This is a genomic window from Anoxybacillus sp. EFIL (assembly GCF_013096955.1).
Lineage (GTDB): Bacteria > Bacillota > Bacilli > Bacillales > Anoxybacillaceae > Anoxybacillus > Anoxybacillus ayderensis.
The window spans coordinates 15,904-31,574 of the sequence record NZ_SDLH01000006.1 but is presented as its reverse complement, the minus strand read 5'-3'; the positions used below and the strand labels follow the sequence as shown (position 1 = coordinate 31,574).

The 15,671-nt window shown below is 41.0% G+C and carries 18 protein-coding genes and 2 tRNA genes; 1 reads left to right on the top strand and 19 read right to left on the bottom strand.

Features of this window, described 5'->3' with window-relative positions:
• Position 1 precedes the first annotated feature (1 nt).
• The 14 genes from yycF to ES017_RS10115 form a co-directional block, all read right to left on the bottom strand.
• Positions 2-706, bottom strand: a complete 705-nt coding sequence (gene yycF, locus ES017_RS10180) for a response regulator YycF (RefSeq protein WP_021094398.1) — start codon at positions 704-706, stop codon at positions 2-4.
• A gap of 101 nt (positions 707-807) precedes the next feature.
• Positions 808-880 (bottom strand) — tRNA-Phe (locus ES017_RS10175).
• Positions 881-1,023: 143 nt separating this feature from the next.
• Positions 1,024-1,099, bottom strand: a tRNA-Asp gene (locus tag ES017_RS10170).
• A 97-nt stretch (positions 1,100-1,196) separates the two neighbouring features.
• Positions 1,197-2,483 (bottom strand): adenylosuccinate synthase, encoded by a 1,287-nt coding sequence (locus ES017_RS10165; protein ID WP_171335030.1) that lies wholly within the window; start codon positions 2,481-2,483, stop codon positions 1,197-1,199.
• A gap of 116 nt (positions 2,484-2,599) precedes the next feature.
• Positions 2,600-3,964, bottom strand: coding sequence for a replicative DNA helicase (dnaB, locus tag ES017_RS10160; protein WP_009361072.1), 1,365 nt, complete (start codon positions 3,962-3,964; stop codon positions 2,600-2,602).
• A gap of 77 nt (positions 3,965-4,041) precedes the next feature.
• Positions 4,042-4,491, bottom strand: coding sequence for a 50S ribosomal protein L9 (gene rplI, locus ES017_RS10155; RefSeq protein WP_021094400.1), 450 nt, complete (start codon positions 4,489-4,491; stop codon positions 4,042-4,044).
• The gene (locus tag ES017_RS10150) at positions 4,488-6,461 is read right to left on the bottom strand and encodes a DHH family phosphoesterase (RefSeq protein ID WP_021094401.1); all 1,974 of its coding nucleotides are present in this window, start codon (positions 6,459-6,461) and stop codon (positions 4,488-4,490) included. The genes rplI and ES017_RS10150 overlap by 4 nt, the downstream gene beginning before the upstream one ends.
• Positions 6,462-6,482: 21 nt before the next feature.
• Positions 6,483-7,415 carry a YybS family protein gene (locus tag ES017_RS10145; protein ID WP_021094402.1) on the bottom strand — a complete coding sequence of 311 codons (933 nt, stop codon included), beginning with the start codon at positions 7,413-7,415 and terminating at the stop codon, positions 6,483-6,485.
• A 60-nt stretch (positions 7,416-7,475) separates the two neighbouring features.
• A complete protein-coding gene (gene rpsR / locus ES017_RS10140; protein WP_003397568.1) occupies positions 7,476-7,712 on the bottom strand; it encodes a 30S ribosomal protein S18 in 237 nt (78 codons plus the stop codon).
• A gap of 32 nt (positions 7,713-7,744) precedes the next feature.
• On the bottom strand, positions 7,745-8,236 hold the full coding sequence (gene ssb, locus ES017_RS10135; protein ID WP_021094403.1) for a single-stranded DNA-binding protein: 492 nt from the start codon (positions 8,234-8,236) through the stop codon (positions 7,745-7,747).
• 26 nt (positions 8,237-8,262) lie between these two features.
• Complete coding sequence (gene rpsF / locus ES017_RS10130) at positions 8,263-8,550, bottom strand: 30S ribosomal protein S6 (RefSeq protein ID WP_009361077.1); 288 nt, start codon at positions 8,548-8,550, stop codon at positions 8,263-8,265.
• A gap of 104 nt (positions 8,551-8,654) precedes the next feature.
• Complete coding sequence (gene ychF / locus ES017_RS10125; RefSeq protein WP_021094404.1) at positions 8,655-9,755, bottom strand: redox-regulated ATPase YchF; 1,101 nt, start codon at positions 9,753-9,755, stop codon at positions 8,655-8,657.
• Between the two features lie 20 nt (positions 9,756-9,775).
• The gene (locus ES017_RS10120; protein WP_216367525.1) at positions 9,776-9,952 is read right to left on the bottom strand and encodes a DUF951 domain-containing protein; all 177 of its coding nucleotides are present in this window, start codon (positions 9,950-9,952) and stop codon (positions 9,776-9,778) included.
• A gap of 41 nt (positions 9,953-9,993) precedes the next feature.
• A complete protein-coding gene (locus tag ES017_RS10115) occupies positions 9,994-10,869 on the bottom strand; it encodes a mechanosensitive ion channel family protein (RefSeq protein WP_042534884.1) in 876 nt (291 codons plus the stop codon).
• Positions 10,870-11,050: 181 nt separating this feature from the next.
• Here ES017_RS10115 and yyaC point away from each other — a divergent pair, with 181 nt between their 5' ends.
• The gene (gene yyaC / locus ES017_RS10110) at positions 11,051-11,641 is read left to right on the top strand and encodes a spore protease YyaC (RefSeq protein WP_042534882.1); all 591 of its coding nucleotides are present in this window, start codon (positions 11,051-11,053) and stop codon (positions 11,639-11,641) included.
• Here yyaC and ES017_RS10105 read toward each other — a convergent pair.
• From ES017_RS10105 to rsmG, 5 genes are all read right to left on the bottom strand, one after another.
• Positions 11,633-12,337, bottom strand: a complete 705-nt coding sequence (locus tag ES017_RS10105) for a DUF554 domain-containing protein (protein ID WP_042534880.1) — start codon at positions 12,335-12,337, stop codon at positions 11,633-11,635. The genes yyaC and ES017_RS10105 overlap by 9 nt on opposite strands.
• Before the next feature lie 13 nt (positions 12,338-12,350).
• Entirely contained in the window at positions 12,351-13,214 is an 864-nt protein-coding gene (locus tag ES017_RS10100) for a ParB/RepB/Spo0J family partition protein (protein ID WP_042534878.1), read from the bottom strand.
• Entirely contained in the window at positions 13,207-13,968 is a 762-nt protein-coding gene (locus ES017_RS10095) for a ParA family protein (RefSeq protein WP_042534876.1), read from the bottom strand. The genes ES017_RS10100 and ES017_RS10095 overlap by 8 nt, the downstream gene beginning before the upstream one ends.
• Positions 13,969-14,069: 101 nt before the next feature.
• A complete protein-coding gene (gene noc / locus ES017_RS10090) occupies positions 14,070-14,921 on the bottom strand; it encodes a nucleoid occlusion protein (protein WP_042534874.1) in 852 nt (283 codons plus the stop codon).
• A gap of 35 nt (positions 14,922-14,956) precedes the next feature.
• Entirely contained in the window at positions 14,957-15,670 is a 714-nt protein-coding gene (gene rsmG / locus ES017_RS10085) for a 16S rRNA (guanine(527)-N(7))-methyltransferase RsmG (protein WP_042534872.1), read from the bottom strand.
• Position 15,671: the final 1 nt, after the last annotated feature.

Here is a 15,671-nt window from a genome sequence, read left to right as displayed (position 1 = left end):
GTTACTCCTGTTCCGGATTTCGTAAATAATATCCTACCCCTCGTCTCGTCACGATCCACGTCGGATGCGAAGGGTTGTCCTCAATTTTTTCACGCAAACGTCGAACCGTTACATCAACGGTACGCACATCGCCAAAATAATCGTATCCCCATACCGTTTGAAGTAAATGTTCACGTGTCATCACTTGACCGATATGTTTCGCTAAGTAGTGAAGAAGTTCAAACTCGCGGTGAGTTAATTCAATTTCCTCGCCTCGTTTAGATACAATATAAGCGTCTGGATGAATGGTGAGCGAACCAATTTTTATTTCGCTCATTTCCTTTACATCTTGTTCTTGTCTTTGTTGATGGCGACGCAAATTAGCTTTCACGCGCGCCAGCAACTCGCGCGTGCTAAATGGTTTCGTGACATAATCGTCCGCACCGAGCTCTAGTCCAAGCACTTTATCAATTTCAGAATCTTTCGCTGTCAACATAATGATCGGCATATCGTATTTTTTACGAATTTCGCGGCATACTTCCATACCATCTTTTTGCGGAAGCATAATATCTAATAAAATTAAATCGGGTTGAATATCTTCTACTTTTTGTAATGCCTCCACACCGTCGTACGCACAATATACGTCATATCCTTCTTTTCTTAAATTAAATTGCAAAATGTCAGCAATCGGCTTTTCATCATCAACAACTAAAATTTTTTTCTCCATTTATGTTCACTCCCCCAAAAAGGCGTATTTACATATAGTGTACCATGTCACTATTATAAAATAAAAAAGCATAGACACATATACGTATCTATGCTTACAAGTGGCTCGGGACGGAATCGAACCGCCGACACAAGGATTTTCAGTCCTTTGCTCTACCGACTGAGCTACCGAGCCATATGAATTGTAGCTTCACACTTTATTTATTCAAAAACATAACGTCCTTCGTCCCGCTCTCGGTTTGCTCACTCAAGATGTGGCTCGAGCGGTACGCTGGTGCCTTATCAATGAAGTCAATTCGAGCGTGCTAATAAAAAAAATGGCGGTTCCGACGGGATTCGAACCCGCGATCTCCTGCGTGACAGGCAGGCATGTTAACCCCTACACCACGGAACCGTATTGTAACAGACATCTATTATTTTATTATATAATTAGTAATAAGGCAATAGTTTTTTTAAAAAAACGTCGACGAACGGGTCATCGACGTTTTTTCTTATGCATATACGTTACGGACAACATTCGTTTGAGAACGGTCTGGCCCGACAGAGAAAATAGAAAGTGGAATGCCTGTCAATTGCGAAATGCGTTCAACGTAATGGCGTGCGTTAGCTGGAAGTTCGTCTAAGCTTTTTACGCCAGTAATATCTTCTGTCCACCCTGGCAATTCTTCATATACAGGTTCGCATTCCGCTAGCACTTTTAAGCTTGCAGGAAACTCTTCTATGATCTGTCCTTTATATCGATAAGCGATGCAAATTTTTAACGTCTCAATACCTGTTAATACATCGATTGAGTTTAAAGATAAATCTGTAATCCCACTAACTCGGCGTGCATGGCGAACAACAACGCTATCGAACCAACCGACACGACGTGGGCGCCCTGTCGTCGTTCCATACTCGCGGCCTACTTCACGAATGCGGTCACCGATTTCATTGTTTAACTCCGTTGGAAACGGACCGTCACCGACACGTGTTGTATATGCTTTAGCTACACCAACAACATGTTTAATTTTTGTCGGACCAACACCTGCACCAATCGTTACCCCACCAGCCACAGGGTTAGATGAAGTAACGAACGGATACGTTCCTTGGTCAATATCTAACATGACGCCTTGGGCGCCTTCAAATAAAACACGACGTCCTTCATCGAGCGCATCGTTTAATACGACGGACGTATCGCAAACATACTTTGCGATTTGTTGCCCATATTCATAATATTCATCAAGAATGTGTTCTAGTTTAAATCCTTCAATACCGTACACTTTTTCAAAAAGTACGTTTTTCTCCGCTAAATTACGGGCTAATTTTTCTTCAAATACTTCACGATCAAGCAAATCTGCGATGCGGATGCCGACACGTGCCGCTTTATCCATATAAGCAGGGCCAATTCCTTTTTTCGTCGTTCCGATTTTATTAGCCCCTTTTCGTTCTTCTTCTACTTCATCAAGCTTTAAATGATAAGGCAAAATCACATGGGCACGGTTGCTGATGCGCAAATTTTCCGTGCTTACACCACGCTCGTGTAAATACGCTAATTCTTGCACAAGCGCTTTCGGATCAACAACCATTCCGTTTCCAATGACACAAATTTTATCTTTATAAAAAATGCCAGAAGGAATTAAATGTAATTTATACTTTTCGCCGTTAAATACAATTGTATGTCCGGCGTTATTTCCACCTTGATATCGTGCAATCACTTCCGCATGTTGTGATAAAAAGTCTGTAATTTTTCCCTTTCCTTCATCGCCCCATTGTGTTCCAACAACAACAACTGAAGACATGGCGAGCACCTCCGCTTCATCAATTCCAAACAAAGTAAGTGTACCAAATCAACTACGAAAAATCAATAAAAAACCGAACGTTTATATATGATTTTATGTTTTTTATTCGTATTCAATTAAGCTCCCGGCGGAACGTTTGCATCATCGAAGCGGCGCTCTAAGTTGACAAACTTGTTATACTCTTTAACAAAAGCAAGCTGTACAGTACCAACCGGACCGTTCCGTTGTTTTGCGATAATAATTTCAATGATGTTTTTGTTTTCCGATTCTTTATCGTAATAATCATCGCGATATAAAAAAGCAACAATATCCGCATCTTGCTCAATACTTCCCGATTCACGCAAGTCAGACATCATCGGGCGTTTATCTTGGCGCTGCTCTACGCTACGAGAAAGCTGTGATAAAGCAATGACAGGAACATCTAATTCACGAGCTAATGCTTTTAATGAGCGAGAAATTTCCGATACTTCTTGTTGACGATTTTCGCGGTTTCGTCCACTTCCTTGGATAAGCTGTAAGTAGTCGATTAATACCATTCCAAGTCCTTGTTCTTGTTTTAAGCGACGACACTTGGCACGAATTTCACTTACGCGAATGTTCGGCGTATCATCAATAAAAATACCAGCATTCGAAAGGCTTCCCATCGCCATCGTCAACTTTCCCCAGTCTTCCGGTGTCAGTTTGCCCGTCCGCAAGTTTTGAGCGTTAATGTTTCCTTCCGCACAAAGCATACGCATCACAAGCTGTTGCGCTCCCATTTCTAAGCTGAAAATGGCCACATTCTCACCTGTACGCGTCGCCACATTTTGCGCAATATTTAATGCAAATGCCGTCTTCCCGACAGATGGACGAGCAGCAACAATAATAAAATCGCTTCGTTGAAATCCAGCCGTCATTCGATCAAGCTCAATAAAACCGGTTGGGATTCCGGTGATTTCACCTTTACGATTATGGAGCATTTCAATATTGTCATATGCTTGAACGAGCACATCTTTTATATTTTGAAATCCGCTCGTATTTTTTCGTTGCGATACTTCTAAAATTTTTCGCTCCGCTTCATTTAACACATCTTCTACTTCATCTTCCCGCGTATAACCGTCTTGAGCAATAGATGTAGCTGTACGAATTAAACGGCGTAAAATAGATTTTTCTTCTACAATTTTCGCATAATATTGTACGTTTGCCGCCGTCGGAACAGCATTCGCTAGCTCGGTTAAGTATGAAACGCCTCCTATTTCTTCAAGGGCATTCGCATCTGCTAGTTCAGATGTAACGGTTACTAAATCGACTGGTTCACCACGATCAGATAGTTGCAACATCGTTCGGAAAATTTTTTGATGGGCAGCTCGATAAAAATCTTCGGGAATTAATATTTCTGAAGCGGTCGTGAGCGCGGATGGCTCCAATAAAATCGCTCCGAGCACAGCTTGCTCAGCTTCAATATTTTGTGGGGGGAGTCGATCAGCAAATACGTCGTTCATATACGCTCACCATCCTTTCTCATAAGAAAAATGTGATTATATGCACGGAAAAAAATCCGGCATAAAATCACATTTCATTACTTTTGCTCTTGCACATGTACTTTTAATGTTGCAGTCACTTCTGGATGAAGCTTAATTGGTACATTCGTATATCCTAGCGCTCGAATCGCATCATCTAATTCAATTTTCCGTTTATCAATCTTAATGTCATGTTGTTGCTGGAGCGCCTCAGCAATTTGTTTGCTTGTGATCGAACCGAATAAACGACCTCCCTCACCAGCTTTCGCAAACAACTCGACTGTCAACGTATCCATTTTTTCTTTCAATTGTTTTGCGCGAGCTAATTCTTCTTCCGCTTCTTTCTTTTGTTTATTTTTTTGCGCTTCTAACGCTTTTAAGTTCGCTGGAGTTGCTTCAATCGCCAGCCCTTGTTTAAATAAAAAGTTTTGCGCATAACCATCAGCAACGTTTTTTACTTCTCCTTTTTTCCCTTTTCCTTTCACGTCTTTTAAAAAGATGACTTTCATGTTTCTTTACCTCCTTCAATATATTCTCGAATGGCTGCTCGCAATCGTTTTTCCGCTTCGTCAATCGTTACATTGGCAAGCTGAGTCGCAGCATTCGTCAAATGGCCTCCGCCATCAAGCTTTTCCATAATTAACTGAACGTTGACATCTCCTAATGAACGAGCGCTAATTCCAATCGTTTGATCGTTTCGCTTCGAGATGACAAACGAAGCGACAACGCCATGCAAAGATAATAACGTATCCGCTGCTTGGGCAATTAAAACAGGGTCATACGTTTCGTTCACATTTCCTTTCGCAATCGCGAAACCGTGTTCATCGATGATAGCGTTCTCAATTATTTTAGCACGTTTAACGTAATGCTCAATATTTTCTTTTAACAATTTTTGGACAAGTGTTGTATCCGCCCCTTGCGCACGTAAATATGAAGCGGCATCGAACGTCCGCGATCCTGTGCGCAACGTAAAACTTTTCGTATCAACAACAATGCCAGCTAATAAAGCTGTCGCCTCAAGCATAGAAAGCTTCGAACGTTTCGGTTGGTATTCTAACAATTCCGTCACTAATTCTGACGTTGATGACGCATACGGTTCCATATAAACGAGAATCGGATCTTGAATGAATTCTTCACCGCGACGATGATGATCAATGACTACAACCCGATCTAGTCGCAACAATAACCGTTCCTCAATCACTAGGGAAGGTTTATGTGTATCTACGACAACAAGCAACGTATCTTCTGTCGCTAACTCTAATGCTTGCTCAGGAGAAATAAAGCGAGACCAAAGTTCCGTCTGCTTTTTCACTTCCTCAAGCAACCGTTGTACTCCAGAGTCAATACGGCTCGTATCAATAATAATAAACGCTTCCTTTTGATTCATTTGGGCTACTTTTAAAATACCGATGGCAGCACCAATGGCGTCCATATCGGGATATTTATGTCCCATAATAAACACTTGCTCACTTTCTAAAATGAGCTCTTTTAGCGCATGCGATATGACACGGGCTCGGACTCTTGTCCGTTTCTCCATCGGATTCGTTTTCCCACCGTAAAATTTCACTTTGCCATTTGGTTGTTTAATCGCTACTTGGTCGCCACCACGCCCAAGCGCTAAATCTAAACTTGACTGAGCCAATGCCCCTAATTCCGGCAAAGAAGGAGAGTTTGTTCCAATACCGATACTTAACGTTAACGGCACATGATTTTTCGCTGTTTGTTCACGCACCTCATCTAAAACGGAAAATTTATTTTTCTCGAGCTGTTGTAAAATATGTTCGTTTAACACAGCGACAAATCGATCTGACGACGTCCGTTTTAAAAATAACCCATATTCGCTTGCCCATCTGTTTAAAATGGACGTCACTTGACTATTGAGCTGGCTTTTCTTTTGATCGTCCATCCCTTGCGTCACATCATCGTAATTGTCGAGAAAAATGACGCCTAATACGATTTTTTCTTGCTCGTATTTTTTCTCTAGTTCTGCTTGTTCAGTAATGTCAAAAAAGTAAAGTAACCGCTCTTCTCGACGAATGATTACTTTAAACGTTCGGTCATGTAACGTAATGACTTCTTCTGTCGCTTCTTTTTTCATTAACGGAACGAGTTGCTCAGCAACATCATATAACGATTGGCCGACTAACGTATCGACTCCAAAACAAGAGGATAAAAAGGTGTTTGTCCACTCGATTTCTAACTCATCGTTAATGAGCATAATGCCAATTGGCATACCCATTAACGCTTCTTCGCCAACTTTTTTAATGCGGTAAGAAAGAGTAGAAATATAATCTTCAATTTCCTCTTGGGCGACTTTATACGATCGAAATACGTGGAATAACGTAGGTCCAAGGAGCACAGCAGCAACTATCCCAATTACCCATTCAAAGTACGTCACGATAACAAGCAATATGAACGTAATACCGATCAAAACATACAAGGGATAGCGATGCCTCTGCTTTTCATACAAACTGGACATGAACGTCAGCTCCTTGCGTCATTAATCTTTCAACCTCTTTCGCAAATCAAATCCTAAATCAATTATACCTAATATTCGCACGAGGTGAAGTAAAAAAGGGAAAAATAGAGATAGAACAACAATCGCAATAGCGCCTTTACGTCCCATATGTTTATGATGCATCCAGTAGAAAATGAACGAGAACCCTTGGATCATCATAAGCAACTGTAAAATTTGAAATAAATTGATGAGCGCAACATAAAGAAATGAGCCGTGCCCGATCGGAAAAAATAATAAAAGCATTGTCGCTAAATAGTACCACAATAAGCTTTTTGGTAAAACGAGTTCCCGGAACGGTTGCCAGTTGCCAATCGGCATATTTAATCGCTTTAAAATAGGCAAAGCAGCTTGTTGAGTAATCCAAGCAAAACATGCAGCAGCGAAAACGAACGCAGTCGGCAATAAATCGATGACAACGTCCATCGTTTGTTTCATCGTTTTTTCAAATTGTTCGTTTGCTGGTTGCCCGATTGTTTCTAATATGGTTTGTGCACTTTGAAATGATTGTTGCATAATTTCTTCAATTTGTTTGCCAATGTGAATGTCAAAAAACAAAACAGAACTCGCATAAATGATGATCATACTGACTAAAAAAGAGAGCGTACCAACGAGTAAAACCGCGTATTTCCCACCGTGTTTTCGCCATACATGCCCCATGGCTACTCCGCTACTTGCAAACATAAACGTCATCGGAACAGAGAAAAGTGAACCGAACCAAATGGACGGAATAAATGATGTAGCAAGTAAAAATAAACCATTTTTATATGTATGGCGCATCGTAAATAAAAGAAATGGAATCGCTAAAAAAAACGTAGCAACCATCCCGAATACAGGCATATATAAACTAAGTAAAAGGAGCACAGTAAAAATGGCGAGTTGCACAGCCCCTTCTGTTAATACACGCGCGTTTTTCACTTTTTTCCCTCCTCGAAAACAAAAAGCAGTAAGGCTCCGTCCCCCTTACTGCTTTTCTTTTTATTCGCCCGCAACGTATGGTAATAAAGCCATTTGACGAGCACGCTTGATTGCAATTGTTAATTTACGTTGATATTTTGCGCTCGTACCTGTTACGCGACGAGGTAAAATTTTACCACGCTCAGAAATAAATTTCTTTAATGTGTCTACATCTTTGTAGTCGATGTGTGTAATTCCGTTTGCTGTAAAGTAGCAAACTTTACGACGTTTTGTGCGTCCACCTTTACGTCCTGCCATCGTATATCCTCCTTTCATTGATCGTGTGTATATTAAAACGGCAAATCATCATCCGATATATCGATTGGTTGTCCATCGTTCGCAAATGGATCATCATCAATTCGACTGAATCCGCTGCTACGTCCTTCGTTCGGGTTCTGATTTGATCCAAATGGAAACGGCTCGCCATAGCTGCCTGATGCCATGCCACGTTGCTCACCGCCACCTCGCGGCTCTAAAAACTGCACGCTATCAGCGACAACCTCTGTCACATACACTTTTCTTCCTTCTTGGTTTTCGTATGATCTCGTTTGAATTCGACCTTCTACTCCAGCTAAACTACCCTTTTTTAAGTAGTTTGCCACATTTTCAGCTTGCCGGCGCCAAACGATACAGTTAATGAAATCTGCTTCACGTTCACCTTGTTGGTTTGTATATGTTCGGTTCACCGCTAGCGTAAACGTGGCAACAGCAACTCCATTTGGAGTATAGCGTAATTCTGGATCTTTCGTCAGTCTTCCGACGAGAATTACGCGATTAATCATCAGAACCACTCCTATTCATGAGGAAATTATTCTTCTTCCTTCACGACGATATGACGAATGATATCTTCGCTGATGCGTGCTAAACGGTCAAACTCTTGAACTGCCGCTGGCTTCGCAACAACGTTCAAAATCATGTAGTAACCGTCACGGAATTTTTCAATTTCATAAGCGAGACGACGCTTACCCCATTCTTTTACGTTTGTAATTTCCGCACCGTTTTCAGTTAACACGTTATTAAAACGCTCAACAACTGCTTTTCTCGCTTCTTCTTCCATGTTCGGACGGATAATGTACATAATTTCGTACTTTCTCATCACAGTCACCTCCTTTTGGTCTACACGGCTCTGTACAGAGCAAGGAGCAATATATCATTACTCACATTTGATAATTATATCACGAACACCTTTCATATGCAAGATTAGACGTTGAAACGGAAATGAATAATATCGCCATCTTGCACTTCGTAATCTTTGCCTTCTAATCGTACTTTTCCTGCTTCACGAGCAGCGGCCATCGATCCTGCTGCAACTAAGTCTTCATACGATACTGTTTCTGCACGAATAAATCCTCGTTCAAAATCAGAATGAATAATGCCTGCGCATTGCGGTGCCTTCATTCCTTTACGGAACGTCCATGCACGCACTTCTTGCTCACCCGCTGTAAAATATGTTGCTAGTCCAAGCAAGCTATATGATGCACGAATAAGTTGGTCTAAACCGGATTGTTCGATGCCAAGCTCTTGTAAAAACATTTCTTTTTCTTCATCGTCTAACTCCGCCATCTCGGCCTCAACTTTTGCGCAAACGACGATCACTTCTGCGTTATCCTCTTTTGCGAATGCTTTTACTTGTTGGACGTACTCATTGTTGTTCGGATCAGCTAAATCTTCTTCCCCAACGTTCGCAACATACAACATCGGTTTAATCGTTAATAAATGCAATTGCTTTACGACTTTCATTTCTTCTTCTGTAAACGAAAGCGTTCTAGCTGGTTTTCCTGCTTCAAACGTTTCCTTCAAGCGACTTAAAATGTCGTATTCGAATACCGCTTCTTTATCTTTTTGTTTAGCCATTTTCCCAACGCGATCGATTCGCTTATCTACTGTTTCTAAATCGGCAAAAATAAGCTCTAAATTAATCGTTTCAATATCGGCAATCGGATCGACTTTTCCAGCCACATGCGTAATATTTTCATCAGAAAAACAACGAACAACTTGGCAAATCGCATCGACTTGACGAATGTGAGATAAAAACTTATTCCCTAATCCTTCACCTTTGCTCGCACCTTTTACAATTCCAGCAATATCCGTAAACTCAAATACCGTTGGAACAGTACGTTTTGGATTAAATAGTTTTGTCAACGTTTTTAGCCGCTCATCTGGCACTTCAACGATCCCGACGTTTGGTTCAATCGTACAAAACGGATAGTTGGCAGATTCGGCACCTGCTTTTGTAATCGCATTAAACAACGTTGATTTTCCGACGTTTGGAAGACCAACAATTCCTGCTGTTAAACCCATCATCATACTCCTCTCTTCATCTACTCCTCATGTTTGACAAGCACTTTTTTCATTTTTCGCTCGAATTCTTTCCGCGGTAACAAAACGCTGTGCCCGCATCCTTCACATTTAATGCGAATATCCATGCCCATTCGAATGATTTTCCAACGATTTGTCCCGCAAGGATGCTCCTTTTTCATTTCGACGATATCATGCATGCCATACTCTTTATTCAATATAGCACACTCCTTTCCGATGTTTAAGCACGTTCCGCTTGTTGTTCACGATTATAAAGAACTAAACGAGGAAACGGAATTTCAATGCCACGCTCGTCCAAACGAAGCTTAATTTCTTTTCGCAAGGCGCGAGCAATATGCCAATGACGCATCGGCTTCGTTTCGCACGTAATGCGCATGACCACTTCAGACGGTCCTAAATTTTGTACGCCTAACAATTCTGGCGTGCTCACAATATCTTCATATTTGCTTGGCATTTCTTGTAATACTTCGCGAATCACAGCTTCCGCCTTCTCTAAATCACCTTCATAAGCAATACTTACATCAACAACTGCTACGCTATTATTTAAAGAAAAGTTTGTCACTTGCGTAATCGTCCCGTTCGGCAAAATATGCACTTCACCCGTAAAGCTTTTCAGTTTCGTTGTACGCAAACCGATTTCTTCTACATGTCCTTCAAATGTCCCGATACGTACATAATCTCCAACCGCAAATTGATCTTCAAGAATAATAAAAAACCCCGTGATAATATCGCGAACAAGGTTTTGTGCTCCGAAACCAACAGCAAGCCCAACGATGCCAGCGCCAGCTAAAATGGCACGAATATCGACGCCAACAGCATCTAAAATCATCATAAACGTAATAAAGTAAATGCTATACGTAGCCATATTGTTCAATAAGCGCATCAATGTTGCTTCTCTTCGTTCAGATAATCGGAGCGGTGCTTTTTGCCGAACGGCAAAAAACTTCGCGATCGTTAATTTAACAACCTTCAGCAAAATTGATGCTACGAGAATGATCGCCATCATTTTAAACAAACTGACACCGACTGTGACGAGCCAGTCACCTTCCAATATTTTCTCAACAACACGAACGTATACTTTTTTGATTTGCTCCATTTAAACACCTCCACCGTGGCAAAATGACCTATACAAGCTCCCTTGTTTACGCATAAGTTATTGTAACAGTATTTTGCTTACATTTGTAGCGCGTGAACTTTCTAGGACGTTCAATGTATATATATTCACATTTTTCCGTATACTGTTACCATGTCATTTAATCGGAGGAGGGAACGGACGTATGCAAAACAAATTTTTTTACGATGAACCGAATGCGGCATCCCAACTTGCATCATCGATTTTATATTTACTTCCAACTTCTACACATACACCTGTCGTCATCATTTGCATCGGTACCGATCGTTCGACTGGCGATTCACTCGGTCCACTTGTCGGCACAATGCTCGAGCAAAAAGGATCGTTGCCGTTTTATGTGTATGGAACGTTAAAAGATCCAATTCATGCCGTTAATTTAGAAGAAAAGCTAAAAGACATTCAACAACAACATAAACAGGCATTCATTATCGCTGTTGATGCTTGTCTCGGGCGCGTGAAAAACATCGGGATGGTTACAATTGAAAAAGGTCCATTAAAACCAGGAGCGGCTGTCAATAAAAATCTCCCTTCTGTCGGTGATGCCCACATTACCGGAATTGTCAATGTGAGCGGATTTATGGAATTTTTCGTGCTACAAAACACCCGACTTCATTTAGTAATGAATATGGCAGAAACAATTGCAACAGGCATTTATGAAGCTGGAATGCAACTGAAAAAACAACAACGATTTGCGTCGTTGAAAGTGAACGAACTGAAATATAAACTATCAGAATAACATATGCATGAAAGCAACAATTAACGCATTGATTAAAATACTTGGTAATAAGTTTGCGACACGAACAGATGTAAGATTTAACATGTTTAACCCAATCGCAATAATTAAAATTCCGCCTGTTGCGGTCGATTCAGCAATAAATGCTTCAAGGGCGCTTGATGGAATGAACTGATTAATTTGCGTAGCCAGTAAGGCAATCGATCCTTGATAAACGACAACGGGAATGGCTGAGAAAATAACGCCGATGCCAAACGTAGCGGTTAAGATGATGCTCGCAAAGCCGTCTAAAATCGATTTTGTATATAGTACAAGATGATCGCCTCTTAACCCGCTATGTAGCGCACCGACGATAGCCATCGAACCAACGACAAACAGAAGCGTGGCACTAACAAACCCTTTAGAGATTGCCCCTTCTGCTCCGTATCCTATTTTTCTTTCCACCCATTTTCCTAACCTTTCAAGCTTTTCTTCAATATCCCATATTTCCCCTAGCACTCCACCAAAAACTAAACTAATAATGACAATTAAAAATTGATCACTTTCTAATCCCATTTTTACGCCGAGCACGACGACGGAAAGCCCAATTCCGTTCATTACCGTTGATTTTACGCGCTCTGGGATATTTTTGAACATAGCACCTAACAGAGATCCAATAATAATACATATTCCGTTAACAAGCGTACCGAGTAAAGCCAACTAATTTCACATCCTATTCGTCCATTTGTTCATCGTACGCATTTAACAGTTGCAAAATACGCGTCAAATCTTCTTCTGAGAAAAATTCGATTTCGATTTTCCCTTTTTTTCGATGCTTTTTAATACATACTGCTGTTCCTAAACGCTCGCGCAATAACGCTTCACTTTGTGCCAAAAATAAATTTTTTTCCTCTTTCTTTTTCGATGTTTCACGTGGAACATTTTTGTTTAGTTGCTGAATAAGTGCCTCGAGTTGTCGGACATTAAGCGATTCTTGCATGACTCGTTGAATAACAGCTGCAAGCTTTTGTTTGTTTTTTAATGCAAGTAACGCCCGACCGTGTCCCATCGATAATGTACCTTCTTCAATCATTTGCTGAACATCACTTGGAAGTGAAAGAAGCCGAAGGTGGTTCGCAATATGCGGTCGGCTCTTTCCTACACGTTTCGCTAACTCTTCTTGCGTTAATTTGCATCGCGTAAGCAATAATTGATAGGCTGTTGCTTCTTCAATTGGATTTAAATCTTCACGCTGTAAATTTTCAAGTAATGCAATCTCCATCATTTTTTCATCCGAAAGTTCACGCACAACCGCTGGAACAGTTTTCATTCCTGCTAATTGCGCTGCTCGAAAGCGCCGCTCACCGACGACAATTTCATACCCTTTGATCGTCTGACGAACGATGAGCGGTTGGACGATCCCATGTTCCATAATCGATTGCTTTAATTCTTCTAGCGCTTGTTCATCGAACGTTTTGCGCGGTTGATATGGGTTAGGACGAAGTTGTTGAATATCGATTTCTTGAACCGTTTCCCCTTTTTCTGCTTCCAAGTTAGTAAAAAGAGCATGAATGCCTTTTCCGAGCCCTTTAGCCATTTGCGATCACCTCTTTGGCAAAGTCTGCGTATACTTCCGCTCCCCGCGATTTCGCATCATACAAAATAATTGGCTTCCCGTGGCTTGGTGCCTCACTTAGTCGTACATTGCGCGGGATAATCGTTTCATACACTTTTTCACGGAAATACTTCTTAACTTCTTGAATCACTTGAATACCAAGGTTTGTGCGCGCATCAAACATCGTGAGCAATACACCCTCGATGCGTAAATTCGAATTTAAATGTTTTTGCACGAGACGAATCGTATTTAATAGTTGACTCAATCCTTCCAATGCGTAATATTCACATTGCACAGGAATTAATACTGTATCTGCTGAAGTTAACGCATTAATCGTCAACAATCCGAGGGAAGGTGGACAGTCGATAATAATAAAATCATACATATCTTTCACCGGACTTAATGCTTTTTGTAAGCGCACTTCCCTTGAAACGATTGGAACGAGCTCAATCTCAGCTCCTGCTAATTGAATGGTGGCAGGAATAATATGCAATCGCTCAATATTTGTCGGGCGAATGACTTGACGTACATCCACTTCCTCAACTAACAAGTCATATGCACATTGTTCAATTTCATGTTTTTCCACACCAATGCCACTTGTCGCATTTCCTTGCGGATCAATATCGACAAGTAACGTTTTCTTCCCCATATGAGCTAAACACGCCGATAAATTTACCGCCGTTGTCGTTTTGCCAACACCGCCTTTTTGATTGGCAATCGCAATAATTTTCCCCACAACGCTCCCCATCCTTTACCTATAATACTTTTATTGTATCATGAATTTTTCAATATTTTCATATACAAAAAGAAAACCTCATCGTCGTTTTTGATGAGGTGTTATTTTTGTCTTTTCGGGATGCGGATTGTAATTTGGTAATAGTCTTCAAACTCTTCTTCTTCTGAATCAATAGCTACACCACTATCAGCGACCATCGTTAACGACTGACGAATCGTATTGACAGCGATACGCATATCTTTACTCAACGATTTTCGCTTCGGTTTCGGGCGTTTTTCATTTGCATCTCCTTCTAGCATTTTTGCGACTCGATCTTCTGTTTGTTTCACGTTTAGTTGCTTTTCGATAATTTCTTCAAGCAACTTTAACTGTTTATCGTAATCTTTTAACGCAATTAAAGCACGAGCATGCCTTTCTGTAATTTGACGTTGTAATAATGCGTCTTGTACTTCTTGAGGCAGCTTTAATAAGCGAAGTTTGTTAGCAATCGTCGATTGTCCTTTTCCGAGCCGTTGCGCTAACGCTTCTTGCGTTAAATGATGCAATTCTAGCAAGCGAGCATAAGCCATCGCCTCTTCAATAGGCGTCAATTCTTCCCGCTGTAAGTTTTCAATTAAAGCAACAGAAGCTGTTTCCGTATCGTTTAAATTTTTAATAATGGCAGGGATATCCGTCCAGCCAAGCTTTTGTGCCGCCCGCCATCTTCGTTCCCCGGCAATAATTTCAAACTTCCCATCTTCACATTCTCGAACGACAATTGGCTGAATCATTCCATGTGTTCGAATCGTTTGAGCAAGCTCGTCAATTTTATCTTCAACAAAAATGGTCCGCGGCTGAAAACGGTTTGGGACAATTTGTGAAATAGCGATTCGCTTTATTTCTTCATTTGGTACAACGATTTCTTCTTGCTCTTTCTCACCAAAGCTAAAAAAGCGCGAAAAAGGATGCTTCATTTCCCCCTGACACCACCTTTGAGAACTCAAAACATTCATTCAATTGGAAGTTTGTTTGGTACCCCTGGTTTGCGTGGATATTTCTTCGGTGTTTTTCGTCTCTTTTCAACAAAAACAATCGCTCGTTCGCTTTCCTCAATCGGCAATAAAAATTGTTCTACTTTTGTCACTTCGCCGCCTAGCACGCGGATCGCTGTGCTCCCTTGCTCAAGCTCTTCGTGTGCTGATGCTCCTTTCATCGCGATAAACGTCCCGCCTACTTTTACAAGCGGTAAACAAAGTTCACTTAGCACAGACAAACGAGCAACCGCACGAGCCATCACGACATCAAACGACTCTCGAACCGTTTTTTGTCCAAACGTTTCAGCACGATCGTGATAAAAAGCTACTCCTTCAAGCTGAAGTTGTGCAGCTAAATGATTTAGAAACGTAATTCGTTTTTGCAATGAATCGACAATTGATACATGTAAGTGAGGAAAGCAAATTTTTAACGGTATGCTCGGAAACCCTGCCCCCGCCCCAACATCGCAAATGGATAACGGCCGCGAGAAGTCGTAATAAAAAGCAGGTGTAATGGAATCGAAAAAATGTTTTAAATATACGCCTTCTTTGTCTGTAATAGCCGTTAAGTTCATTTTTTCATTCCATTCGACAAGCAATTGATAATATGTTTCGAATTGAGCGAGTTGTTGAGGAGAAAGCAAAATTCCTTTCTCCTCTAACATTTGTTTAAATACATTTACATCCATC